25 protein-coding genes and 1 other RNA gene are annotated in these 24,951 nt (G+C 41.7%); 16 read left to right on the top strand and 10 right to left on the bottom strand.

Annotated features, from left to right (window positions below; translation table 11 throughout):
- The first annotated feature begins 5 nt into the window (after positions 1 to 5).
- On the top strand, positions 6 to 452 hold the full coding sequence (locus NST58_RS01080; protein ID WP_312151703.1) for a YdeI/OmpD-associated family protein: 447 nt from the start codon (positions 6 to 8) through the stop codon (positions 450 to 452).
- Positions 453 to 655: 203 nt separating this feature from the next.
- Here NST58_RS01080 and NST58_RS01075 read toward each other — a convergent pair whose 3' ends face one another.
- From NST58_RS01075 to NST58_RS01055, 5 genes are all read right to left on the bottom strand, one after another.
- Entirely contained in the window at positions 656 to 1,972 is a 1,317-nt protein-coding gene (locus tag NST58_RS01075) for an NAD(P)/FAD-dependent oxidoreductase (protein ID WP_076282629.1), read from the bottom strand.
- 31 nt (positions 1,973 to 2,003) lie between these two features.
- Positions 2,004 to 3,311: an aminoacetone oxidase family FAD-binding enzyme gene (locus NST58_RS01070; RefSeq protein WP_081386376.1), complete on the bottom strand. Its 1,308-nt coding sequence runs from the start codon at positions 3,309 to 3,311 to the stop codon at positions 2,004 to 2,006.
- Positions 3,312 to 3,595: 284 nt separating this feature from the next.
- Positions 3,596 to 3,778, bottom strand: coding sequence for a hypothetical protein (locus tag NST58_RS01065; RefSeq protein ID WP_339245712.1), 183 nt, complete (start codon positions 3,776 to 3,778; stop codon positions 3,596 to 3,598).
- Positions 3,779 to 4,151: 373 nt separating this feature from the next.
- Entirely contained in the window at positions 4,152 to 9,515 is a 5,364-nt protein-coding gene (locus tag NST58_RS01060; RefSeq protein WP_339245709.1) for an S-layer homology domain-containing protein, read from the bottom strand.
- Positions 9,516 to 10,307: 792 nt separating this feature from the next.
- Complete coding sequence (locus NST58_RS01055) at positions 10,308 to 10,673, bottom strand: hypothetical protein (protein ID WP_076186839.1); 366 nt, start codon at positions 10,671 to 10,673, stop codon at positions 10,308 to 10,310.
- 494 nt (positions 10,674 to 11,167) lie between these two features.
- Between NST58_RS01055 and NST58_RS01050 the strand changes: the two genes are divergently transcribed.
- From NST58_RS01050 to radC, 7 genes are all read left to right on the top strand, one after another.
- On the top strand, positions 11,168 to 11,968 hold the full coding sequence (locus tag NST58_RS01050) for a hypothetical protein (RefSeq protein ID WP_339245706.1): 801 nt from the start codon (positions 11,168 to 11,170) through the stop codon (positions 11,966 to 11,968).
- 9 nt (positions 11,969 to 11,977) lie between these two features.
- Entirely contained in the window at positions 11,978 to 12,598 is a 621-nt protein-coding gene (locus NST58_RS01045) for a hypothetical protein (protein ID WP_339245703.1), read from the top strand.
- Complete coding sequence (locus tag NST58_RS01040; protein WP_339245700.1) at positions 12,582 to 13,199, top strand: hypothetical protein; 618 nt, start codon at positions 12,582 to 12,584, stop codon at positions 13,197 to 13,199. Before NST58_RS01045 ends, NST58_RS01040 begins: the two co-directional genes overlap by 17 nt.
- Before the next feature lie 487 nt (positions 13,200 to 13,686).
- The gene (locus tag NST58_RS01035; RefSeq protein WP_339245697.1) at positions 13,687 to 14,262 is read left to right on the top strand and encodes a hypothetical protein; all 576 of its coding nucleotides are present in this window, start codon (positions 13,687 to 13,689) and stop codon (positions 14,260 to 14,262) included.
- Positions 14,263 to 15,119: 857 nt separating this feature from the next.
- A complete protein-coding gene (locus NST58_RS01030; RefSeq protein ID WP_339245694.1) occupies positions 15,120 to 15,338 on the top strand; it encodes a hypothetical protein in 219 nt (72 codons plus the stop codon).
- Between the two features lie 29 nt (positions 15,339 to 15,367).
- A complete protein-coding gene (locus tag NST58_RS01025) occupies positions 15,368 to 15,529 on the top strand; it encodes a hypothetical protein (protein ID WP_339245691.1) in 162 nt (53 codons plus the stop codon).
- Positions 15,530 to 15,632: 103 nt separating this feature from the next.
- Positions 15,633 to 16,241, top strand: coding sequence for a DNA repair protein RadC (radC, locus tag NST58_RS01020; protein WP_339245689.1), 609 nt, complete (start codon positions 15,633 to 15,635; stop codon positions 16,239 to 16,241).
- A 147-nt stretch (positions 16,242 to 16,388) separates the two neighbouring features.
- Here radC and NST58_RS01015 read toward each other — a convergent pair whose 3' ends face one another.
- Positions 16,389 to 16,748, bottom strand: coding sequence for a helix-turn-helix transcriptional regulator (locus tag NST58_RS01015; protein WP_339245686.1), 360 nt, complete (start codon positions 16,746 to 16,748; stop codon positions 16,389 to 16,391).
- Positions 16,749 to 16,986: 238 nt separating this feature from the next.
- On the opposite strand from NST58_RS01015, the gene NST58_RS01010 reads away from it, so the two are divergent.
- From NST58_RS01010 to NST58_RS00990, 5 genes are read left to right on the top strand one after another with little or no spacing between them, the layout of a single operon-like run.
- Positions 16,987 to 18,060 (top strand): ankyrin repeat domain-containing protein, encoded by a 1,074-nt coding sequence (locus tag NST58_RS01010; RefSeq protein ID WP_339245683.1) that lies wholly within the window; start codon positions 16,987 to 16,989, stop codon positions 18,058 to 18,060.
- Between the two features lie 33 nt (positions 18,061 to 18,093).
- Complete coding sequence (locus tag NST58_RS01005; protein WP_339245682.1) at positions 18,094 to 18,414, top strand: hypothetical protein; 321 nt, start codon at positions 18,094 to 18,096, stop codon at positions 18,412 to 18,414.
- Complete coding sequence (locus tag NST58_RS01000; RefSeq protein ID WP_339245681.1) at positions 18,401 to 18,676, top strand: hypothetical protein; 276 nt, start codon at positions 18,401 to 18,403, stop codon at positions 18,674 to 18,676. Before NST58_RS01005 ends, NST58_RS01000 begins: the two co-directional genes overlap by 14 nt.
- Before the next feature lie 25 nt (positions 18,677 to 18,701).
- Entirely contained in the window at positions 18,702 to 18,827 is a 126-nt protein-coding gene (locus NST58_RS00995; protein WP_339245679.1) for a hypothetical protein, read from the top strand.
- The gene (locus NST58_RS00990; RefSeq protein WP_339245677.1) at positions 18,827 to 18,982 is read left to right on the top strand and encodes a hypothetical protein; all 156 of its coding nucleotides are present in this window, start codon (positions 18,827 to 18,829) and stop codon (positions 18,980 to 18,982) included. The genes NST58_RS00995 and NST58_RS00990 overlap by 1 nt, the downstream gene beginning before the upstream one ends.
- Before the next feature lie 171 nt (positions 18,983 to 19,153).
- Here the strand turns inward: NST58_RS00990 and NST58_RS00985 are convergent, their stop codons facing one another.
- On the bottom strand, positions 19,154 to 20,218 hold the full coding sequence (locus NST58_RS00985) for a hypothetical protein (RefSeq protein WP_339245674.1): 1,065 nt from the start codon (positions 20,216 to 20,218) through the stop codon (positions 19,154 to 19,156).
- Between the two features lie 274 nt (positions 20,219 to 20,492).
- Positions 20,493 to 20,663 carry a hypothetical protein gene (locus tag NST58_RS00980; RefSeq protein WP_339245671.1) on the bottom strand — a complete coding sequence of 57 codons (171 nt, stop codon included), beginning with the start codon at positions 20,661 to 20,663 and terminating at the stop codon, positions 20,493 to 20,495.
- A 212-nt stretch (positions 20,664 to 20,875) separates the two neighbouring features.
- On the opposite strand from NST58_RS00980, the gene NST58_RS00975 reads away from it, so the two are divergent.
- The 3 genes from NST58_RS00975 to NST58_RS00965 all read left to right on the top strand — a co-directional run bounded on the left by NST58_RS00975 (position 20,876) and on the right by NST58_RS00965 (position 23,432).
- Positions 20,876 to 21,370, top strand: coding sequence for a helix-turn-helix transcriptional regulator (locus NST58_RS00975; RefSeq protein WP_339245668.1), 495 nt, complete (start codon positions 20,876 to 20,878; stop codon positions 21,368 to 21,370).
- A gap of 65 nt (positions 21,371 to 21,435) precedes the next feature.
- Positions 21,436 to 21,843 (top strand): recombinase family protein, encoded by a 408-nt coding sequence (locus tag NST58_RS00970; RefSeq protein WP_339245666.1) that lies wholly within the window; start codon positions 21,436 to 21,438, stop codon positions 21,841 to 21,843.
- 83 nt (positions 21,844 to 21,926) lie between these two features.
- Entirely contained in the window at positions 21,927 to 23,432 is a 1,506-nt protein-coding gene (locus tag NST58_RS00965; protein ID WP_339245664.1) for a recombinase family protein, read from the top strand.
- On the opposite strand, the gene ssrA is transcribed toward NST58_RS00965, so the two are convergent.
- Positions 23,393 to 23,757, bottom strand: a transfer-messenger RNA (tmRNA) gene (gene ssrA, locus NST58_RS00960). The two genes, NST58_RS00965 and ssrA, sit on opposite strands and share 40 nt — an antisense overlap.
- Positions 23,758 to 23,958: 201 nt before the next feature.
- The gene (smpB, locus tag NST58_RS00955; RefSeq protein ID WP_036687155.1) at positions 23,959 to 24,438 is read right to left on the bottom strand and encodes an SsrA-binding protein SmpB; all 480 of its coding nucleotides are present in this window, start codon (positions 24,436 to 24,438) and stop codon (positions 23,959 to 23,961) included.
- Positions 24,439 to 24,951 lie beyond the last annotated feature (513 nt).

The following is a 24,951-nucleotide window of genomic DNA, read 5'->3' as shown; positions in this document are numbered from 1 at the left end:
TTAGTATGGTTTATGAATTTGATAGTGAGATAAGGCTGCTGGAAGGTAAAATGAAATGGAAAGTAGTCTATTTCCCCTATTCAGTAAGGGAGATATTCAATACTAATGGTAAAGTACCTATTCAAATCTCTGTTGACGGGCACGAATTTGACCATACTTTATTGCCGTCAAAGAATGGGCATTATTTTGTTTATAACGAATTTATTCGAAGAGCAGTACAAAAAGAGCTCGGTGATACATTACATATAATACTTAAGAAATGTGAGGAAAATCGTAAACTGATTGTGCCTGATTACATTACTACAAACCTTGAAGAGTACCACATGCTGAATACATTTCTAAACCAGCCTGATTACATTAAACGAGAGCAGATTAATTATATTGAGCTTGCTAAAAAGGAAGATACAAAAAATAGACGAATACTAGCTCTAATTGATAAACTTAAGGATTAATAAAGGCACGACAATAAAGTTGAGGTAAAATGAAGACATCAGAGTTAAGCAACGAATAAAATGAGCACCAAACTTTAAAAAATCACAAAAAAGCGATGAGAAACAATCCTCATCGCTTTCACATTACTAAAACCAGACTTGTTACAGCAAACCTCTGCCATAGTAATAGGTGATCGTTTAAGAGTCAGCAACCCTCTGCCCCCTTACGTGGTGCTGGCACGTCGATTAGCAAGCGCCATAGCAGCGGCGTAGCCGGAGCTCCAAGCCCATTGCAGGTTATAGCCGCCGCAATCTCCATCCACATCCATCACTTCACCTGCCAAATACAGCCCAGGGACTAACTTAGATTCTAACGTTCCTTCGATTAGCTCCGTCGTATCAATGCCACCGGCTGTTGTTTGTGCATTCGTGAAGCTATTGGTATCGGTCACTTTAAATTCCCAACGTTTCAAGATTCGATAAAATATTTTCTTGGTTTTCCATGATAAATCCATACAAAGCAAGTGCGGCTGTTGATCAATTCCAGCCTCCTTCAGCAGTACTGGAATCAGTTTCTTGCTGACGATGCCCACAAAAGAATCGGCAACCGTCCGGTGTCCGAAGATCCCCCAGTGGATCTCCAGAAAATCAATTAACTCTTCCTCCGTGCGCTCCGGCATTAAATCAACCGACAATGTCACCGATTCTCCTATTCCGAGATTATACGCAGCCTTTCTGCTGAGCTGAAGTATGGGCGGGCCCGAGATACCATAGTCCGTAAAAAGAATCTCACCAGACTCAGTGCGGATGACTTCATTGTTTACGATAACATGGGCCTCTCCCTCAAATTTGATGCCCGATAGTTCCTTCAAATACGGATAATCCAGCTTCAATTGTACAATGCCTGGCACCGGGTTGATCAGGGTGTGCCCCAGGCGTTGGACAAGCGTATAACCGGAGCCGTCCGTTCCCGTTTTGGGAGCGGTAAGGCCGCCTGCACATAGAAAAAGATAGTCGCTGGTATACACAACCTGTTCCTCTGTCTCCGTCTGGCAGGTTATCGCGAACCGCGGATGTCCCGCCGAAACGGTAACATCCAACACTTTATGTTTATAATATACGGGAACATTCCGATCCTCCAGCGCCAGCTTAAATACACCCGGCACCGAAGCCGCCTGCAGCGACATCGGATACATCCGGCCATTCTCCAAGCTTACAAAAGGAAGCCCGAGTGAGGAGAAAAATTCGATCGTTTGGCGGACACCGAATTGCCGCAATACATGTATTGGGAATCCTTCCTGATTACTGTGATACTTGCGTGATAAAGCGGCCGCTTCATCCGTACCGGTGGCGGTGGATTGGTTCGTAATGTTGCAACGCCCGTTACCCGTCGTTATTATTTTCTTCCCAAGCCGGTCATTGCTTTCAATAATTGCTGTATCAATACCTTGATCCCTCGCTGTAACTGCAGCCATTAGACCTGCAGCACCCCCACCGATAATGAACAGCTCGTGGTGCTTAGAAGTCTGATCCTTATACATGTTAATTGATGCATCCCTTTTCCTGATAAATTTATTGAATTGACTTAGCTAGCGCCATGGCGGCCACATATCCGGAACTCCAGGCCCATTGCAGGTTATAGCCGCCGAAATCTCCGTCGACATCCATCACTTCGCCAGCCAAATACAGCCCAGGCACCAGCTTGGATTCCAGCGTTCCTTCGATGAGTTCCGACGTATCAATGCCGCCGGCTGTCACTTGCGCATTCGTAAAGCCATTGGTATCCGTCACTTTAAATTCCCAACGCTTCAAGATTCGATAAAATTTCCCCTTGGTTTTCATCGATAGATCCTGGCAAAGCAGCTGTGGTTGCTGATCTAAGCCGGTCTCCTTGAGTAGGACCGTAACAAGCTTCTTGTTAAAGATGCCAACGAGAGAATCCGCAACCGTCCGGTGTCCAAAGGTCTCCCAGAGCCTTTCTAAAAACTCAACTAACTCTTCCTCCGTGCGGCCCGGCATCAGATCAACCGACAATGTTACCTGTTCTCCTCTTGCAAGATGATACGCAGCCTTCCTGCTTAGCTGAAGAATGGGCGGGCCGGTAATACCGTAATCCGTGAAGGCAATTTCACCCTGTTCACTGCAGATGACTTTACCGTTCACAATGATATGGGCTTGTCCCTGAGATTTGATAGTGGACAGTGCCCTCATATTCGGATATTGCAGCTTCAATTGCACAATGGCCGGCAAAGGCTCAATCAGGGTGTGCCCCAGACGTTCGGCAAGTGTATACCCAGGAGGTTCTTTTCCCGCATTTGGACCGGCAAGGCCACCCGCAGATAGAAGTAGATAGTCGCTAGTATAAACAACCTCCTCCTCTGTTTCCGTTTGGCATTTTATCTTGAAGCGCGGATGATTCTTCGAAACAGTAACATCCAACACTTTGTTATTGAGGTATACCGGAACATTCCGATCCTCCAGCGCAAGCTGGAAAATATCCAGCACCGCTGCTGCCTGCAGCGACATTGGATACATCAATCCCTCCTTCAATCTTGTAAGTGGAAGCCCGAGAAAGGAGAAAAAATCTATAGTCTGACGGATGCCAAATTGCTGCAATACCGCAAGTGGAAATCCGGCCTGATTACTGTGATACTTGTGCGATAAAGCAATTGCTTCATCCGTACCCGTCGCAGTGGATTCATTCGTAATGTTACAGCGGCCATCACCTGTCATTAATATCTTCTTTCCAATCCGGTCGTTACCCTCCAGAATGGCAGTATCGATACCCATATCACGCGCAGTAACGGCGGCCATTAGTCCGGCAGCACCTGCGCCGATAATAAACAGCTTGTGGTGCATAGAAGTCTGATTCTCATACATGGTTGGTCAATGCATCCTTTATCCAATTTTTCTAAAACACAGAGTCACTTTATTAAATTATAGCATAAGTATACTGGTTTTCATTTATATCTCCCTATTAACTCTTCCTATCCTAGGTTTGCCTTTTTTATCCCTATATAGAACCTTAAATTTTTCTTCACACCTTCTTCACTGCAATCTTTAATTCCACATACGAAAGATACTGGATCTAGCAAGATACTCATTTTTTTGAACCGCCACGCATAGTCCAGATCATATTCTGAAAATATGAAAAAAGACACCTTTCATGGTGTCTTCAATAGTACTCCATATGGAGCCGAGCCATGGCTGTACAAATCCACAATTCGCCACCGTGTGATGATTCGGATGTTCGGCGAGGTAGCATAGTTTAAGATCATTCCTTGGTCAGCGTATCGATGCGCGTGTGGCATTGCCCAGCGGATCAAATACGCCATTCTTCTTCCCATTGATAATACTAGCTTCTGCTTCATCTTTAATTAGATTCACTGCATAAGAGCTTGCGGTAGACATATCCGTAACTTTGCCTTTGGAAGCATCTTTATTACACTGATTTAGCCATTCAAGGAAAACAAACTCTCCTATAAAGAAAGGCGATCCTTGAGTAGCATAAAAAAGAGTTGCAACGACAACAAGACCTAGACGAAGCGTTCGAAGCGGTTAATTACAAACTTCGCAAGTACGATCAAATCTAGAAGGGGCAAATAACGGCTGAGCAGGAGTTTGTAATGGGTGATCACGAGGTAATGCATGACGAGTTCCTCTAAATATACACAAAAAAGAACCTTCAACCACTTAGCTTGTGGTTGAAGGTTCTTGCTGTTACGAACTCAGTTTGGCCGCTTCGAGCAAGCGTTGTAAAATGACGGTAGCTTCGGCACGTGTAATGACATTGTTCGGCGTAAGCTGTCCTTGATTGCCTATGATAATTCCGTATTTAACGTTAAGTGCAGCTGCCGCTCTTGCAGACAAGTCGAGCAAATGATGGTCTTTGAATGTGCTAAGCTGTTGAGCGGCTTCGCTATCGGAAATCGCTGTATCCATCCCAGCAAGCTTCATGGCTTTCCCCAGCAACACCATTGCTTCTTCTCGGCTTAGCTTCTCGTTGGGAGTGTACTGGCTGTTGTTACTTGCCGTAACTAACCCGTAGCCTTCCGCAATGGAGACCGTTTCGTAATACCATTGCCCGCTGTTGACGTCAGTAAAGCTAGTAGGCTGATCAACCGTGTGTAATCCGAGAGCCCGGACCAACATCGCCGTGAACTCAGCTCGGGTAATTTGCTTGTTCGGTTGAAAGCTCGATTCAGTGACACCTTGGACGATCAGCTTGGACGCTACTTGTTCGATATCATACTTCGCCCAATGATTCTGAATATCCGCAAAGGTTTTGTCATTCTCTATAACGGCATAGACGCTATTTGTCAGGCTATAAATGACAGCAAAGGTCTTGCCGTTCTCCCTCATCATTCGGGTAGGTACCGGCACGATGTTTCCATCCTTCGTCATCGTAATCCCCGTTATATTTTTATTGTGATCATCTGCTGAATTGGGAATGACAATCGTCCGCTCGACATAGCTAAGAAACTTGTTGAGCTCAATCGTCTTACCGCCATGTGCTGCTGTGATGTTGAAATCAATCGGCGGCGACAAGAGTCTTGCCTTCCCTATACTATTAGCAAGTTGCACGATATCGCTTTCTGGTACATTGGTAATCTCGACTTGAATCACCATGTTTCGCAGTGCATCCTCCGAACCGAAACGCTTCGTGACAAGACTCCAATCGATCCGGTTGGCAGCTAGAAGATAGGAACCAAGCTCCGTTTGAATTAGAATAACTGCGTTTCGGTCATTCAGTGTTGTGATAAGCTGACCGTTTAAGAGCAGAAGAACACGATCTGAATCATTATGGACCGGTATGTTAATGACTGGCTTATCGGGTAAGGAATCGAGGTAACGCGATAATTTCTTCTCGTCGATGGTTACCGTTGTCACTTTCTTTCCGTTCATAACAGCAGTTGTTTCTTTGGCTAAATCCTTCTGTTTAACTCCATTGATCTCGATCTCTAGCCCTAAGCTTGGAATTGGGCTTGTACTTGAGCTTGTACTTGAGCTTGTACTTGGGTCTGAGCTTGAACCTGAACCGGATTCAGGAGTCGAGATGTTCAGCGTAAACGTGGCAATCGTCTGATTTCCTGCTTCATCGATGACGACTAGCGTGTAGTTGCCAGAAGATATAACTCTCGTTCCGGTTGTGAAGGGCTGACCGTTTAATGTAGCGGTACCTTCATTAAATCCAATCGTCAACGGACTGGTGTAGTTGCTTATTCCTACAGTTAGACCGGTTATAATCGGGTTTGTTCGATCAATTGTGAAAGAAATCATTGTGACGTTACCCGCCTCATCCGTCACCACAAGCGTATAGTCACCTTCGGCAAAAACCGTTGCGCCACTTGCGAATGGATCTCCGTTCAAGGTCGCCGTACCTTCATTGAACGTAATCGATTGATTCGTGTTGTAGATAGAGCCGTCGGTCAGACCGCTAATGATCGGGACCGTTTTATCGATCGTGAATGCAATGGTTGTAACGTTGCCCATCGCGTCCGTTACGATGAGTGTGTAGTCGCCCTCGGCACTGACTTCAGATCCGCTAGCAAAGGGATCTCCGTTCAAGGTTGCGATTCCCGTGTTAAACGTGATCATTCTGTCGGTATTATAACTCGATCCGTAAACAACCCCATTAACGGTTGGGCCGGTTTTGTGGATCGTAAAGCTGACTGTCGTAACGTTGCCCACCGCATCGGTCACAATGAGTGTATAGTTGCCTTCAGCGGAAACGGTCTCGCCACTTGCGAATGGATCTCCGTTCAACGTTGCCGTACCTTCGTTAAAAGTGATCGTTCTGTCGGTGTTGTAGCTCACCCCGTAAACAACGCCGGTGACGGTTGGAGCGGTTCTGTCAATGGTGAAGTTGGCCGTCGTAACGTTACCCGCCTCATCCGTCACCACAAGCGTATAGTCACCTTCGGCGAAAATGGTTGCGCCACTTGCAAATGGATCTCCGTTCAAGGTCGCCGTACCTTCATTGAACGTAATCGATTGATTCGTGTTATAGATAGAGCCGTCGGTCACACCGCTAATGATCGGGACCGTTTTATCGATCGTGAATGCAATGGTTGTAACGTTGCCCATCGCGTCCGTTACGATGAGTGTGTAGTCGCCCTCGGCACTGACTTCAGATCCGCTAGCAAAGGGATCTCCGTTCAATGTTGCGATTCCCGTGTTAAACGTGATCATTCTGTCGGTATTATAACTCGATCCGTAAACAACCCCATTAACGGTTGGGCCGGTTTTGTGGATCGTAAAGCTGACTGTCGTAACGTTGCCCACCGCATCGGTCACAATGAGTGTATAGTTGCCTTCAGCGGAAACGGTCTCGCCACTTGCGAATGGATCTCCGTTCAACGTTGCCGTACCTTCGTTAAAAGTGATCGTTCTGTCGGTGTTGTAGCTCACCCCGTAAACAACGCCGGTGACGGTTGGAGCGGTTCTGTCAATGATGAAGTTGGCCGTCGTAACGTTACCCGCCTCATCCGTCACCACAAGCGTATAGTCACCTTCGGCGAAAATGGTTGCGCCACTTGCAAATGGATCTCCGTTCAAGGTCGCCGTACCTTCATTGAACGTAATCGATTGATTCGTGTTATAGATAGAGCCGTCGGTCACACCGCTAATGATCGGGACTGTTTTATCGATCGTGAATGCAATGGTTGTGACGTTGCCCATCGCGTCCGTTACGATGAGTGTGTAGTCGCCCTCGGCACTGACTTCAGATCCGCTAGCAAAGGAATCGCCGTTCAACGTTGCGATTCCCGTGTTAAACGTGATCATTCTGTCGGTATTATAACTCGATCCGTAAACAACCCCAGTAACGGTTGGGCCGGTTTTGTGGATCGTAAAGCTGACTGTCGTAACGTTGCCCACCGCATCGGTCACAATGAGTGTATAGTCGCCTTCAGCGGAAACGGTCTCGCCACTTGCGAATGGATCTCCGTTCAACATTGCCGTACCTTCGTTAAAAGTGATCGTTCTGTCGGTGTTGTAGCTCACCCCGTAAACAACGCCGGTGACGGTTGGAGCGGTTCTGTCAATGATGAATTTCACCATCGTGACGTTGCCTGCTGCATCGGTTACAACCAGCGTATACACACCATCCTGATCAATCTTTGTACCGCTTGTATAAGCAGTTCCATTCAATTGCGCTGTCCCTTCATTAAAACTAGGAACTACCGATATATAAATTCCGCCCTCCATTACTCCCGTAACAATTGGCGCCACATTTTCGATCTCAAAGTTAACCGTTGTTACATTACCTACTGTATCGGTTACAACCAGCGTATACACACCATCCTGATCAATCCTTGTACCGCTCATATAAGCAGTTCCATTCAGCTGCGCTGTTCCTTCATTAAAACTGGGAGTTACCGACTTATAAACCCCGCCCTCGCTTACCCCTTTAATTTTAGGTGCTGTTGTGTCTATCTCAAAGTTAATCGTTGTTACATTGCCTGCTGTATCCGTTACAATCAGGGTATACACACCATCTTGTGAAACCTGTGCACCACTAACAAAAGCAGCTCCGTTTAAAGTCGCGGTTCCTTTGTTAAAGGTAATCGTTTTGATTGTGTTGTATATTACACCATTCGCTATTCCCGTTACGGTAGGTGCTATCGTATCAACCTTGAAAACCACCGTCGCACTATTGCCTGCTTGATCGGTGACGATCAGTGTATACGTTCCATCCTGGGTGATGTCTGTACCACTGGTATAGGGACTCCCATTAAGCAATCCGCTGCCTTCATAAAATAGAGGATTAACTTTGCTATTATATACTATGTTATTCACTACATTTGTAATAACAGGAGCTATTGTATCTACTGTAATTGTACTACTAATAGTTGAGTTGCTCGAATTACCAACTCTATCTTTATATTGTACATATACGTTTTTGACTCCCTGTCCAGCCGGAAGGACCCATGACCTCCCGTTCAGATCAGCGATACTGAACCAGCTGGTCTGCCAAGTCCCATTAACATTGGAGAGACGCACCTGCTCAACTCCTGAGCCGCTTCCATCCGTATAGGTTCCTTTTAAAGTGACCATCTCTGATTTCGTCCATGCAGCACCATCATTAATAATCAGTGCACCTGTTGGTGCTGTCTGATCCAATAGAATGATCTGAGAAGAACTGGCAGATATCGCATTGTTGGAATCTCTCACCTGCATATAGATGTTCTTCGCCCCATCCCCTCCACTTAGACTGAATGTTGCTGTATTGCTGAAAGGCAACCAAGATGCCGCCGATAAATTAGCAACGCTATTCGCAAATCTCATATGGGTAACACTATCACCTGCATCAGGATCTGAACCTGTTACGGATAGATTGACTGTGCTGGCGCTTGTCGCTGTTCCCTCCGCAATTTTGAAAGAGCCCGTAGGCGGGGTATTCGTCGGTCCGGTCTCATAAGTAACGACTAGCTTCGGGCGAAATGCAGCATTCGAAGCTTCTAAGGAATACAATAAAAATCTCCCGCTGTCTGCATCTGCTTCATTGCCGTTAAGTGTAAAAGTTACTGTGCGATCAGAACCACCCGTAAAGGCATCGACAGCACTCTTAACATTGAAAGTAATCGATTGATCCTGAAGATAAGTGCCCATCGGCACTTCCGCAGTGCTTTTCGCCGTAAATTTATCTGAAAAAGGGCTATTCACATCTACGAAGGGGAAGGTACCATTAAAATTATGGTCCAAACTATTCGCAGCAGAGCCCCTTGCCTCCATGTACAGCGTGTGATTCGGGACTCTTAATACAGTAGCAACCGTCACAACCAGCTCTGCTGATACAATGGTCCCTTCTGGAGCACCTAAATTGAAAGATGCGGCCATTCTATTGCGCACATTGACGAAGCCGTCATTATTGCTCATGCCGACATATAGATAACCATCTCCATCATTATCATAGATTCCGTTATATTCCGCTTGACCATTTAATTGCATCGTATCAGCAGTTGCTGTATAGGTCTTTGTAACTGTGCCTCCTGCTGCTTCAGCACTCGGTACCAACCCGGGTGTGATTGTCGTGAATAGAATAGCAATCGTCATGAATAGAGTTAGAATTCTTTCTCTCAATGTTTCTCCCCATTTCATATAAATATCAATATAATAATTTATGTAATATAATTACATTATAAATAAATAATACAAAATAAAAATTTATAGACAATAGCCTTACGAAGCCTATCTTGTCTATGTAATCTATCCATTATATAATTCCAGCATTTGAGAGAATAGTTACTGCTGTCATCACTATTGTCACATGACAAATTTGTAAATTTAACCAGTTATTATTCATCCTATTTAGGTATACTTTAGAGAACGAAAAAACTGGCCTCATGTGTGTTCAATCAGTTGAGAACAGTTACGTATCCCTTCTCGTTCAGCTACCTCCTTATAGCTCGATGAACCCTCTTAATACGCTCTGACCGCCTTTAATTTGAATTCCTCTGTATACTTCTGAAATGTTTGACCTTTTTTAGCCATAAAAAATATCCCCTCCAAGTGGCACTCAAGCCTACATGATAACATGAAGGTTTTTTTGAGTGTCTACTTGAAGGGGATAATATCAATCAGCGGGTCTTTCAAATGGAGCCGAGGGGAGTCGAACCCCTGTTCGAAGATAATGACACATAAGCTTCTACGAGTCTACTTACAGTTTTGATGTCATCCTAGAAGCATTCTAACCAATATTTGATAAGTCATTCTGATTAAGGAGACTGATCATAGGAATAACTCCTTAGTATAGTGATGCAATTATATAAGTTAATCGTGAATATATCGGTTTTTCACAGTGCTTCTTCGATACGCAGAAAGTACCTTTGGCGCTACAGATGTTGGCTGGGTCCTTTTAATTTTTAGAAGTTGCTAATTCCCTGCGGAATCAAGATACGCTTCAGCTTCTTCTATCGATTCGTACAAGTTTGCAATATCTTTAAACATACGATTCATTTGCGTTTTGTAGAAAGCTGTAGGCGCAACATACACCCATTTGTGTTTTGTAGAGATTCCAGCTTTCACAGCATCTTCACCAGTTGGAGCAAGAATTGCCATCACCTCTTGCTTAAATACCAGACCACCAGTGATTACAGTCATACCTGTAAACCCTCGCTTAGTTTTCTTCAGTATCTTCGGAAATTGTTCTGCGTACGCAAAGGCATCCTCAACTTCCATACCGTCCGATGTTACAATAATTCTGTTTTTATTTTTAACATAATCAATAGTAAAACTCATAATAGTAATTCCTCCGAATATTTTTGCTTTTGAGTGCTTAATGCCATAATCCAATCTTATATCAGTTCGAGCTCTTATAGATGTAGTTTCGGAAAATGTGCCACTAAATATTAACTTCAAAGTGAATGATCTAATTTTAGATGTAGACAACATGTCTACATGAATAAATACTTTTAGTTCCCCATAATTCCTTGTCTGCATTCGGTCTACAATTCAATCACTAAACAGCAAAAAAACCGCTATCTCAGCGGGTTCCTCTTATGGAGCCGAGCCGTTCATGTTGGTATGTACAAATTCAATTGTAGATTATCGGCATGGCAATGGTCCTATTTAAATTAATACACTTATACATTAGCAGTGATGTAACACTCTCGGCCCTCAATAGTCTTCTTCTGTACAACAATAAAAGTGGAATATATTAGTAGACAAGTATGCTACCTTATGTTTTATTTAATAGTAGAAGATTTATTACGCAGGAAAAAGGGGCTAGCACTATGGCAAGTCTGTTTATATTTACATTAAGTACCTTGAACCAAGCTGATATGTTTTTGTCTAAAGCAGATGGTAAATTCGATATTAATAAATTTCGTACCTTACTTGAGTCAAGAGCTTACCTTATTGATAAGGGCCGTGTTAAAGGAGAAGGGTTTTCAAATATTGAAATAAAGAAATTTAATGATTTTTCTTTCTTAAAAGCGATTAGTTCCGCTCAAAGTAGCCTAGGCTATTACTACGAAGCCCGTGTTGATAATGGAGTCGTTAGTTCCGAAAGAGTACACCACGAATACTATACCAAATCCAATATAATCGTTACTGAGAACAGCCAACTTATTATTAAGTTTGACTGGACTGCCGAGGAGATATCGCGTACGAGAGTTAAAACTTTATTAGAAAGTTTAGGTCTTAAACTTAACCCCCTAAGAATAAATGATCAATTATTGAGAAGCCTAAAGAATATGTATCCTTGGACTGCAGCAAAAATTGATAAGATTGATAAAGATGGGGACAGTACAAAAAAAGTATCATATGAAATCGATCCATCCAATGATCAAAATACCTCAGTAGTTGATGAACAGTACAGCGATCATGGAAAAATGTCGCATCTAACTTTTGAGTTACCATTTAAAGAAAAAAAACATGTGTCAACACCCTCACATATCACAGTTAAGTTATACAGTGAGGGTGGTCATCGTATTATATTAAATGAGGACGATTTTGGACACGTGGATGACTTTGAGAACTTCCTCATTTATCTTATCGAGGCTCTATTCGGAACAGTCAATAACGAGGAATGAGGGAGAATTATGAAATTTACAATTTTCGTTATAGAAGGTAAAAGTGACTTTCATGTTCTCAAAAGCATGAATGATACTTTTTCAAATGACGAGCTAACATTGTTCCATTTTAACGACCTTAATCAGAAAATCGCACATGCAGTATTCAATATAAAGGACGAGTATTTATTCGGAACAAAACTTTCAGGTAACCATATTAATGTTCCAATGAATCAGTATATTAATACTTTCTATAATAAGAGTCTGCGGCTGTTGTTTATTGAAAACATCAATGAAAAATATAGTGAAGAAATAGCAAAGTACCTAAGATTAAATTCGATTCAAAATCGGACTGTTAACTTCAATAATCAATCAATCCTAAATATAACATCGCATTATGGTGGTTTCATTAAAAAGGTTGATCTCGACGATGAGCTTGATGAAGATCATATAACTTACGAATCTAAATCTGTAGATTCATTACGCTTAGAACTTGAGTCAAATAATAATCTCACCATTAATTACCTATTAATGTTAGTAAAGGATCACTTTATATCACTGAGTAGTAAAGGACAACTCTCTGTGAACAATAGCACTTTAAAATTTTTGACAGAGTTTATCGAGGAATTTCCTTATGCTGAAAATTATTAATTTAGTTTCACTGATTACAGTCACAATTCTTGGAGCTATTCTTGGTGGAGAATATGACAATCCCGTGCACCTTACTGCACTCGGAAGTCTTATTGTATACTGCATTGTTGTCCAAGTACTTCTGGAGAGAAATAAAGACATTCAATCAGAGCGAGATAAAGCTAAAGATGAGCTGGAATTAACAAACAGAAAGTTATCGGAACTACTTTACCAAAGTAACCAATATGGTGAAAATAGACTATACTTAGCAGTTCATCCTTTAGGGGGAGGCGCTTTAACCAATTCAACTCCTGCTATCATCCAAATTATTATGAATGCTCCATTCGGTATTTCTCCCCCACCTGATATTAAGCTATTAACCAATGAAAATTGGGGAGCATTAACAATCTGCGGAAGAAGTGTATATGCTAGAGAATTCGGAGCTCGATGGGAGTATCTCTTCTCAACCTCAATGATTACTAATTTAGAGAATACTTCGAACAAGTTTTTCTTGGCACAGGTAGGTGTCCAGTTTACCAGATCAGGGATTTACGAATACACAGTTGAAGCTCAATCTAAGGATTTCCAGTCAAAGATCAGTAACTCCTTTGAAGTGGCGTAAACTCTAAACTTTCTCTGCATATAACTAGCTATATACGAAGCAAAGGACACCTGATTTGGTGTCTTTTTCATTGTATCGGCCAGCTTGTTCTATCAATGCTGTTAAACATTTGCTTTGTCTAACTCCTTGCTGTTTGCTGTTAATGGATACAGTGAGTTTCACTAAGCCTATACGGAGACAGGGGGTTTTGGCCGCCACGTAACCAGTGTTAATATGTCCCCTTCGGCGTGTGGTTTTGGCCTCCATTCCTCATCATCCGCACTTCCATCAATACTACTTCTCAAAGTACCTCTCTAAAGCCTCCAAAGATTCTCTGTTATTCGCTTAATCTACTCTGCACATATATATGCTCACTATGCTTCAAACGATAACCTGATTCAATCTGAGCAGTTTTACACATCTTTGCAAGGTTCAAAAACCTTGAAAAATGATATAATTATAACGATTTACTCGAGCCAGGATTCAGAGGCTAGACAGAAGTATATACATGAACGTCACGGATGCACAAATAATTTTAAGGACGGTGTTGATTTTGGAATATACTCTTATTCCGCAAAGAAATGTTTCTGAGGAAGAACAAGCAGTTTTGGATTTATTAGTTTCAATGCAAACCGAATCAGGACTTGGCTATCAAAATTTATATATCCTGTGTAGCGAAAAGGACTATGCATTTATCTTTTCTTTAGATTCTAGTAAAGTGTTAGCAATACATTATCCATTAATTAGACAGGATATTGATATTACACCATTCGAACTGAATAATAAGGAGAGGGACGCAGTTTTAGAAGTCGTTAAAAAAATGAACTTCTATAGTGACCCTGGTAACTGCTCAATGGATTTTGACCCGTTCAGAAAATTCGACTCTGCTGCAGAAGCAATTCTACATGTTGAATTAAGTACTGTATCTGATGAGGAACGTTCAGAAATAATGTTAAGTAATATGGTTGAACTGTTAGATATGATTTTCCAAGTCAATATGTTTAGGGAGACTAAGCAAATTAATTCAGATAATGAAATCTTTAATAACTACAATCAAAAGTTGGAGCAAATCTTGAGTCAGTAAACCATTTTATGTAAAATCTAAACCTAATAAAATTGAAGCAATATGAAGTACTATTATCTGCGGGAAGATCAGACAGGGATATCCTTCTTATTCTTTCAGCCGATCATATAAAAAAACAAGGACTTTGGAGGGCTCATCCATGGCCTTGTTTTCGTTTGCAGCAGCTCTTCGGAGGCGGTGGACTTGAAGCCTGTAGCAGAGTATATTACCGTTTAATACGCCGTAGTACACAGGAATGTCCATTTGATTCTAGAAGTGCTTCTACCAATGCTTGCTATTATGGGATTCCAAATAAAAAAATTAAATATTTCGCATTAAACCAGCCGTTTTTTCGTTTTGGAGAAACGGCTTTTTTTGTGCTGTTTTTTCTAAATATACCTAAATAAAAATGCCTATTACGAAATCGGAAATACTAAATATTTTCTGACCCCTCCAGGTTAATTATAAAGAAGGGTCTATGAAGAATTACTGCCCGGGGGGTGTCATTTGAAATCTGTGTTTATTCACTTATTGATGCAGGACCATTAGAGATGTTCTGTTTGCAGTGGATAAGAGAAAGGTGAATTATGTGACTTTAGAGTTCGAGGCAACCGAAGAGGAGAGTGTCTAGGCTTTATACCAAAAATGGTAAAAACCTCTTCTGGTGTTCTGCTTCACAGCTTTCTCCCATTTTTGGGAGAAAGGTTACGAGTCTAAGAGTAGCAGGAAGAAGCTAACCTACATGAAAGGAGGTGAACTACGGGTTGAAGAAGGTTTATCAAACTATACAGTTTGCTATACCTCTACAGCAGTTAGTCATGGTCAAATCACATTCACCAAAAACGGCGAGGGTGCATCCATGAGAGGAGGTAATAGCGATGATCAAAAAACAAGGTCTTCCAGAAGACGTAACCGTGTTAATGCGGCAGCTAGTCATGAATGGCCACATACGCATGGCTCGCACTGTGCTATACACGTACTTTATTCGATGTTGGAAACTGGATGATGAACGTACAGCTTACTACATGCGGCGTTACTTTGAAAAGTACTTCGCTCCGCAGTTGCAGAGACATCTTCAAAAGCTTAACAAAGTGTGATCTTTCATAAATATGAAAGGAGAACGTCCATGTATCAATCAACATCAGGTAAAATCTGTACACAGAGTACACATTTTCGTGATTCTCCTGAAGGCCGTAAGTACATGCAATTGCTCGTTGTATCTGTCCTGCATCAAATGAAAAACAACCAAACAAAAAAAGGTGGCTCGCACAAGGAGCACACCAAGTAATTCAACTTATCATCAGCTTACCAAAAATATAGATCGCCCACAAGCAGGAGAGGCCACTACGGTCTCTTCTGTTTGCATTTCAACCTTATGGAGGTCAATCGACATGCAATCATATCAAATGAACACTCTGAAAGTCCTACTGGCTAATACGCTCTATGAAAACTCGGAGGGTTATGTAATGGAAGAACTATTCAATCGTTACTCGACGTTATCTGAGCTCTTTGATGTTACTGAGCATGAACTGCTAACTATAAGAGGAATAGGAAAGGCTAAATCCCGTCAAATCCTATCTGCTCTACAATTGGCCCGTGCTCTGAATGCACCAACTCAACAGGTATACACCATACGCTCTCCTAAGGATGCAGCAGACCTCATGATGCCGGAGCTCTCCTACTTGCAACGTGAGCACTTTGTAGTGCTGTTTCTGAATACAAAGAACAGAGTGATAGGCAAAGAGACAATTGCTATTGGATCACTCGATAGTTGCATAGTATCCCCAATGCAGGTCTACAAAGCTGCTGTTAAAAGAAGCTCTGCTGCGATCATAGCCGTTCACAACCATCCTTCAGGTGACCCAACTCCTTCACGGGAGGATATAGCTCTCACCGAACGTCTGGTGAATGCAGGAGAGATTATGGGAGTTCAGCTTTTAGATCATCTAATTATCGCTAATGAGAACTATTGCTCACTAAAAGAGCGTGGCCTGATGTAGCTCCTTCACTGTTACGTTCGAGCCGCCCTTGACACGGAGCCTCTGCCGCCATGATACGAGGCGATAAGGCGATGCCATGAACCAGCATCGCCACGGCATCAGCCTATCATGGCGGCCCCTCCGTATAAAGGGCTTTAATGTTGGTTTTTATTCGTTGTTGTTCTGCTCCTGTTTGAAATGTGGCAACATAGCCTTGACAACATCTAAGACCATTTGCTTCTGCGGATCATCCAACCCATTTGTTAGTAATGCGAATTGAAGGGAAAAGGTATCTCTTTCCACACTGTCCAGTGTTGCCTTAAGCAAGGTATCGGTAGAAACATTAAGAGCAATGGACAACCTTACTAAGGTCTCGACAGAGAGAATCCGCTCGCCACGTTCAAGCAGTCCCATGTATGAAGCAGATATCCCTACGCTTTCTGCAAGCTTTTCCTGAGTCAGGTTGTATTTTAGTCGCTCTTCGCGTACGCAATTTCCAATGAGTTTGTAGTCAATTTTTTCATCCATGCTACCATTCCTTTCCTCCCACGAATTTAGAGGAAAGTGATCGAAACAGTAACACACTGAAAGAATCATTATTATATAACCATAAGCATTGACGTATATTGGTACATTTTGTATGCTTGTGAAAAAAGCTGCCTGATTTTGTCGTAGCCTAACTCAAGGAGGAGAGAAAGCCAATAACGCTATTAAATTGATGACATTTTGCTCTCAAACCAATCAAACTGAAAAAGAGGTATCAGAAATGCAGAAACGATCAATCTTGTGTGCAACAATCTTATTAATGGCGGGTGTAATCGCTGGCTGCCAGTCTAAGGAGGCTGAAAGCCCCTCTTCTCAGCCCACTTCGCTGTCGGTTGCTAATAAAGAAACCGAAACTCCACAAACAAACAAATCCGACTTAAGTATTAATGAGTTCTGGGATGCAGTGCAAAGCGGCAATATTGATTCGGTGACCGCTTACATCGATCAAGGGGTTGATGTCAACGTTCAAGATCAGGATGGCGTTACAGCGATTATCATCGCAGCGATAAACAACGACTATAAAATTATTGAACTACTCTTGGATCATGGTGCCGATGTCAATATCAAAACAAATGATGGGGCTACAGCACTCAGTTTCGCTGCAATGGAAGGTAGCGAGTTAGCCGCAGAAAAGCTTATAGAACATGGTGCCAATTTAAATGAACAAGAGAACAGTAAGGGAGATACCCCAATAATGCTTGCTATAAAGGAAAGCCAGTCTGAAATTGTAAAGCTCCTTTATAAGCAAGATATTGACCTCCAAATCAGAAACAATGAAGGCAATACAGCTATTGAGATGGCAATTGCATTGAATAATCCCGAAATAAATGAATTTCTTCGATTAGACGAAGTTAGCGGGGAACCTAAATATTACACGCTGGATTACTTAGAAAGTGGTCCGAGTAGTATATTTAGTTCTGATATTCCTCAAGTAGAATATGATGTGGACTCCGGCGAATTTGTCGCCTCTTCAGATTCGGGTGATTTTAACGCTGGACCTGACCAGTTTTATGAATGGATGATCGGAAAATGGAAGGGCACGAATGGAATGGGCGAAGAAATTACTTTTGAATTCCTTCCTGACAAATCATTTTTATCGCAATCTGTTACCGATAATGTGCAGGTAGTCGGCTACTATTTCTTGAGTGAGTCTGACCCAGGACTTACGGAGATGTACACAGGGGAACATGAAAAAATGTTCTTAGGGGTACGAAAGATAATGATGCCTGATGCTGATACGCTCTGCCTTACAGATCTTTTAGGAAACACCAAACGCTTAATGAGAGTAAAGTAGCAATTTTAAATACCACAGACAGGAGTGACTAAAATGAAAAAAGTTATAGGTTGGGTATCATTGCTGCTTGGAGCATGGATTACTATTGCAGGAATATTAGGAACCAAATCGGATCAATACAAAGAGGAAGCGTACTTTAACGGCATGTATGGCAATGAAACTCATTCAACAGTCATCATGGCGATTGTTGCTGGTATCGTCCTCCTTATTGTCGGAGTTGTACTTATTATGAAAAAAGCAGATACTTCCGGCAATCAGCCTACTAAGGTCAATACAAGCCAATCCGAAGAAGGTACCCAGTTTGACGAGTTGTTTTCCAGCGTGAAAGAAAACTTTTCTGATGACCAGAAGTAAGGTTGTCGTTACAGTAGTCTGTATCGTTCTGGGGGCGTTTATTGGCGGACTGATCAGTACACAAGAAAGCGATAAGAAGCAAAAGGCCATTGCTATGATGTCTCAGGTCGCAGAGAATACCGGATCAATGAAGTTCAGAGCTGGAGCTGAGATTGGCCGTCAGGAGATGCAGAGCGATAGAATTGTTGGTTACGGCATTGGCGGTATCGTTGGCGGCGTTGTTGGGTTGATATTCATTACTGTGACCCGTAAAGCTTCATAGTGAATAGATAGCGTGGGGGAAGCATTTGAACAATTTTCTAAAAGGATATGTTGTAATTGATACTGTGCTTTATATTGGCATCTGTATCGCAATGATTGCGTTTGGCGGTCTATACTTCATCGCTGAACTAGTGATGTTAGGGATTGGATAATGCTGCATAAAAAGCGTGCTCATCGCAAAGATTCAGGTTTTTGGACGAACTGGATTTGTGGCACCACAGTCGGTCATATTGCAGGGGCTTTTCCGGGCCCTGGGGTTATTGTTGCCGCACCGCTTGTCCAATTTGGTTTTATGTATTGGTTTTGATAATTCTCTAATTAAGTATAGTAAAGTGGATCTCACCTCAAATGGGTAAGGTCCACTTTTACTTTGACTGAAATAGGCCCACAGAGTCACCAGTTTGATCCGTAAGAAGCCTTTGCCACTATAACTGATAATTAGGAGACATAACTGAACAAGCAGCCTCTCACGATGCATTCAGTGTGTTTCTTCTAATTCTGATTGCATCCTTGAGAGTATGAGCTCACGTGGATTTGGTAAAAAGGTAATATCCCAGTTACGGGGGATCGTAACTGGATTAATTCCCAACAAACGGATTTTCTTTATATTATCGTTGAAAGCTTTTCTACTTCCTTTAACAATAGTCCCCCCACCAATGTCTACTCCTTCTATAAACTGTACTCTTGCCTTTTCTATACTTCTTGTTTTTGCTATTAACTTCAAAGTATTCAAGATTGTCTGCTTCGTTCGGAACTGAAGATTCGCTCGGTCTACGATTGCTCTTGCCCCATGAAGACTGTAAAAGTCACCAGTACCTATGCTTTTATCGTAGTAATCCAGTATCAACTTGTTAGAGAGAGATGAATCAAGAAAGTGTTCAATGCTTTTACTATCAAATCCCTCTCTTCGCTTGATATAGTCTGTTTTACCTCGTTGACATTGTATCTCGAATCGCAGCATATTGGTTGCCTCGTTCTGCTCTTTATTTGTCATTGTCTTATCCAGTGCTAAGAGATGTTTTTCAAGCTGATCAAATTTATCGTAGAAATTCAGCGTCACAGAGTTGGATTTCATGTAGGAGCTCCCTTTCTTCTTAATATTAATATTGTAATGATGGCTTGGAAGCTTACAGCGTTGAAACAGGGCTACATACGCACTGACATGTTCCGTAATGACATCCATACAGTAATCTATCCTTCTACACGTCCACTGATCAAAATCAGGTAAATCATTTGTAAAGTCCCCAAAGATAGTGGACTTACGTTCATTAAAAGCCGCAGCAATCCGATGCGTCTCTGAGGCCTGAGTGGATAGGATTGTTTCCTGATTATCTAACAGGACCTTTGTATTCAACCTGATTACTGCGAGCCTGATAATCATGCCGTTGATATCAATGCTGTTCAACTGGACCTCACGAAATCCATAGTTCCTGAATTCTTCCGTCTTCTGGCTGGCAGAGATAACTTGCATACCGAACTCTCTTCTTAAAGCATAAAAAATGCTAACCTCTACTCTGGTTGTCAATTCAATAGTGTGTAGCATAGACGTACATCCTTTCTGATATAATGTGCTTTGGTAAATGCAACAACGACTGTCATCCCTTCTACAGTAAGCAGTTTGCCTACTTATAGGAGAAAGAAACAGTCGTTGTCCTGAAGATATTTTCTTTTCTTTAATAGCCTCTAATCTGTTTGTATGACAATATAAATGTGTCAGTTTTGTGAATCCCCCCTCGTTGTCTCTATCGCTCATAGTTCTTCCTCTTTTGTATGTAAATCTATCTCATTATTAATCCTCATTAGTGTATGAAAAGTGTTCAGTCACCCGAAGTTGCATTAGACGTGCTGTTCAGAAAGCCCTGTAGCAAACTTTCAATTACAATCGACTCATTATAATCGTCCGATAACAGCATCTCACCTATCTCCTGATGGGTCTGAGTTCCACTTTCCCTTTGATAGGTAGTTGCGATGATTCTTTTCCTACTCAAATGGAGTCCTCCCATACATTCAATTTACACACGACAGTCTATCATCATTATCCAGATAACGAAAATCAGCTTTCCTCTCTTCAGATTATAAAAGAATATATTTTCTCATTAATACTCGCTATATCTAATGTATACTAGTAATTTTAATGATTGATATATACGGAATTATTAGTTATTGTAATCTAACAGATATCAATTGGAGGTGTCAGTTTATGAGCTTTATGAGTTTTGGAGTAATTCTACAAACATTAAGGAATAAGCGAGAAATTGGTGTAAACGAGCTTGCACGAATTTCCGGAGTGCCAGGCAGCTACATAAGTAATTTAGAAAGGGGAAAGAAAGAAAATCCTTCTACTGCTGTTACCAGTAAACTCATAAGAGCACTAGGATACACCGAGGAAGACCTGACGAAGATCATGGCCGTGCTGGCAACAAGCGGCGAGAACTCACTTGATGTTGATGATCAACTTGAACGAGTACTCACTGATATGAAGAGAGCAAACCCCATTGTAATAAATGAAGATGAGGGGGAATTACTTCAAAAACTATGTCTTAGTCCAATTACACGGACACTGTTCCAAAACTCGCAATATTTATCGCGAGAAGATTTTATTTTTATTAGTAGAAACATTGAGGACCTAGTGAAGCACTTGGCCGAACGTAACAAAAATGATCAAGCTACTCAAATATCCCGAGAAGAAGATTAATTATAAGAGCTGTAGCTTACTTCCCTATCTATATCATTTAAGAACTACAATTGGAGGTTATAAAAATGATCAATGCAGTAATTTACATCAGTTATAATTCTAAAGATCAACATCAGCAATCCGCCGAAATTCAATCAGTGGCTATTAAAGAATATGCAGCCCAACACGGCTACCAAATTATCAGAGAATATCGTGATGAGACACGGAGTGGGACTCCTCACAACCGCCCACAGTTTCTGCAATTAATCAAAGATTCAGCTGGCCAGGGGTTTCAGAAGGTTATTGTATACAATTTAGAACTTTTTTCACGTGATAGATTTGATGCTTCTTATTACAAACATATATTGAAGAAGTACGGAATAGAATTAATACCCGTAATGGCAAGTCTTGATAAAAGTCCTGATCTCATCATAATTGAAAGCCTACTTGAAGGCATCGCGGAACACTATTCACGTAATTTAGAAATATATTAGGCTTGTATCTTTCAACACCGATTCACTACGGCATGCCTAGCGGTATGCCTTTTTCTATAAAATAATTATTGGAGGCCATTCAAATGATAAACGCTGTAATTTACGCTCGCTATAGTTCGGACAACCAACGTGAAGAATCCATAGATGCCCAAGTAAGAGCTATCAAAGACTATGCAACTCGTAACGGTTACCAAATCATCAGAGAATATAGAGACGAAGCCCGAAGTGCGACTACTGACAATCGTCCACAGTTTCTGCAAATGGTTAAAGATGCGGTTACTAGGGACTTTCAAGTCGTAATAGTACACAAACTGGATCGCTTTGCTCGTAATAGATATGACAGCGCGTTTTACAAACGTGAGTTAAATAAATGTGGAGTACAGTTAGTTTCAGTATTGGAGAATCTTGATGGGAGTCCAGAATCAATAATTCTGGAAAGTATGCTTGAAGGTATGGCAGAATACTATTCACAAAATTTAAGCCGTGAAGTAAAGAAAGGCTTAAATGAAACCGCACTGAAATGCCAGCATACAGGTGGTAAGCCCTCGCTAGGTTATGATGTAGGACCCGATAAAAGGTACATCCTCAATGAATCTGAAGCCGACACCGTTCGATTTATCTTTCAAAGATTTGCTGAAGGCTATGGTTATAAGCGGTTAATAGGTATGCTCAATGAACGCGGCTTAAGAGCCAAAACTGGTAAACCATTTAGTCAATCTACATTACGGAGTATTCTCACAAATGAAAAATATACTGGTGTTTACATCTTCAATCGATCCAAGGGAAGGAAGAAGTGGAGCCCTGTAAAAACCGAAGAGGATATTGTACGAATTCCCGGAGGAATGCCTCAAATCATCGATACAAATTTATTCAAAACAGTCCAAGAGAAGTTAAGGAGGAGTCAAATGAACGCATCAAATAAAGCCAAGGTGAATTATTTACTCAGCGGTAAGATGTACTGTTCACAGTGTGGAGCCTTGCTATCGGGCCATACCGCAAAAGATGGCCGAAACAAGCATGAGTACTCAAGATATCATTGTGGTACAAGACGGAGAGCCGGAGATTGTGATCTGAAAGCCATCAATAAAGATTTCATAGAGAATCTAGTGATTGAAGATTTGCAGAAAAACTTGTTGAATCCTTCATCAATCCAAAGTCTGGCCGATCAAGTCATAGAATTTTATGAGAATATGAAGAAGACGGATACTATTGATGTTAAAGCTTTTCGGGGTAGATCCAATGATATTCAAAAGAAGATTGATAACATCATTGATCATATCGCTAATGGTACGGCCAGCACAGCCCTGACGGATAGATTATCTAAACTGGAGCAAGAGAAAGCGGAGATAGAAGCTATAATTCGTGATGCCACACGTAAGTCCTTGAAGCTTAAAATAAGCCGTGAAATGGTCGTTCAATACTTGGAAAAAGATATTGTCGCAATAAAAAACAAAAATCCGGAAGATCTTAAAAAGATCATCCAGACTTATGTTAAACGGGTCGTCGTCTCTCAGGAAACCGTTGAAGTATTCCTAATTGTACATACGATAGATGGAGCCGAGGGGAGTCGAACCCCTGTCCGAAGATAACGGCACATAAGCTTCTACGAGTGTAGTCACAGTTTTGATGTCACCCGAGTATCGCCCCGTAACCGGCTATACGTTGGGTCAGCCTGATTGTCTTCTTCAGCTCACCGCAGGCGGAGATGAGACAGCGTATCCCACTATTTGTTAGCCCCTATCCCTGTCACATGGGCGATGCAGAGTAGAAGCACGCACACAGTTTCTTAGGCTGCGAAAGCGTAGTTGTTTTGTTGTTTGCCGTTTAATAGGCTTTAGCGTTGATGAAGCGGACGCGTCCCCACTACTCGCTACTCATGCTCGAACTATCCCCGTCGAATCCAAGAACGGCCCCTCATTAAAAAGGGCGCTTCGGATCAAGCGGATCTTCCAAGCAAGAGAGATCCAATCTACAGCTTCTTATTCAAGAAAACTGTAACGAAGCAATAACTAACTTACTTACTCAGTATAGCACATTTATCAACACTTTAACACGTGGGTTAAAGGAATTGAAGGTTGAAACTGGAACTCCTTTGAATCGTCTAGTTCTCCCAGATTATCTGGCGATCTTTTGCTTATCACGCAGTACACGCTGGATATCACGTTGAGCATCTCGCTTGGCAGCCGAGTCACGTTTGTCATACTCTTTTTTACCTTTACCAAGACCAATCAGCAGCTTCGCATAGCCATTCCGCACATAAATCTTAAGTGGCACAATCGTAAATCCATCTCGCTTGGACAAGCCCAGCAGTTTATGAATTTGCTCCTTATGCATTAACAATTTACGTGTGCGTGTGGGATCAGTAGGATTGGCACGGTTACCTTGTTCAAAAGGGCTGATATGCATGTTGTGAATCTGAATCTCACCATTGCGAATCGTAGCAAAAGCATCTCCAATATTAGCGCGGCCATTACGCAGCGACTTGATCTCTGTACCCGTCAGCACCAAGCCAGCTTCATAAGTATCCTCGATAAAATAATCATGGGAAGCTTTCTTGTTCTGGGCGAGTACTTTCCCGTCTGCTTTTTTACCCATGAGAATCACTCCTTGAATCATATTCATAAGTTAAAGTAACCATGTCTGTCTAATCTTAAACGACACAGCCATCGAACGTCTGATCTATATTGTAACAAATGGAATCAAGTGAGCGCAAGGAACCTTCAACCAAATATACCTTACCTAATTTGTCATATAGTTGTCAGTAACATTATCCAATATCTAGCATTTGTTACAAAAAACATTAATTTGAGTTGATCTGGACTTTTTTGGAAAATAGCGAGGTTACCCTTTTACTTGTGCGCCTTAATTAACAGATAGTTATCCACTAATCTCCACATATCTATATCCATCTACCCTAATTACTTATTACCTATTTGTTCTCAATTATCCGCTTCCCCCTACTTGGATATACATCTATTCGACGCCTATTCAAATAGTGCCGCTTTTACCTATACTGTGCCTATCCTATACTGCACCTATCCTCTACCTCTCCACTTTGCTATCACCTACGTTTTTCTATATAAATGTATTTCGTGCAACTATTTAAGC

The sequence above is a fragment of the Paenibacillus sp. FSL R10-2796 genome (assembly GCF_037965315.1).
GTDB lineage: Bacteria > Bacillota > Bacilli > Paenibacillales > Paenibacillaceae > Paenibacillus_AQ > Paenibacillus_AQ odorifer.
This window is presented reverse-complemented; position numbering and strand designations above follow the sequence as displayed.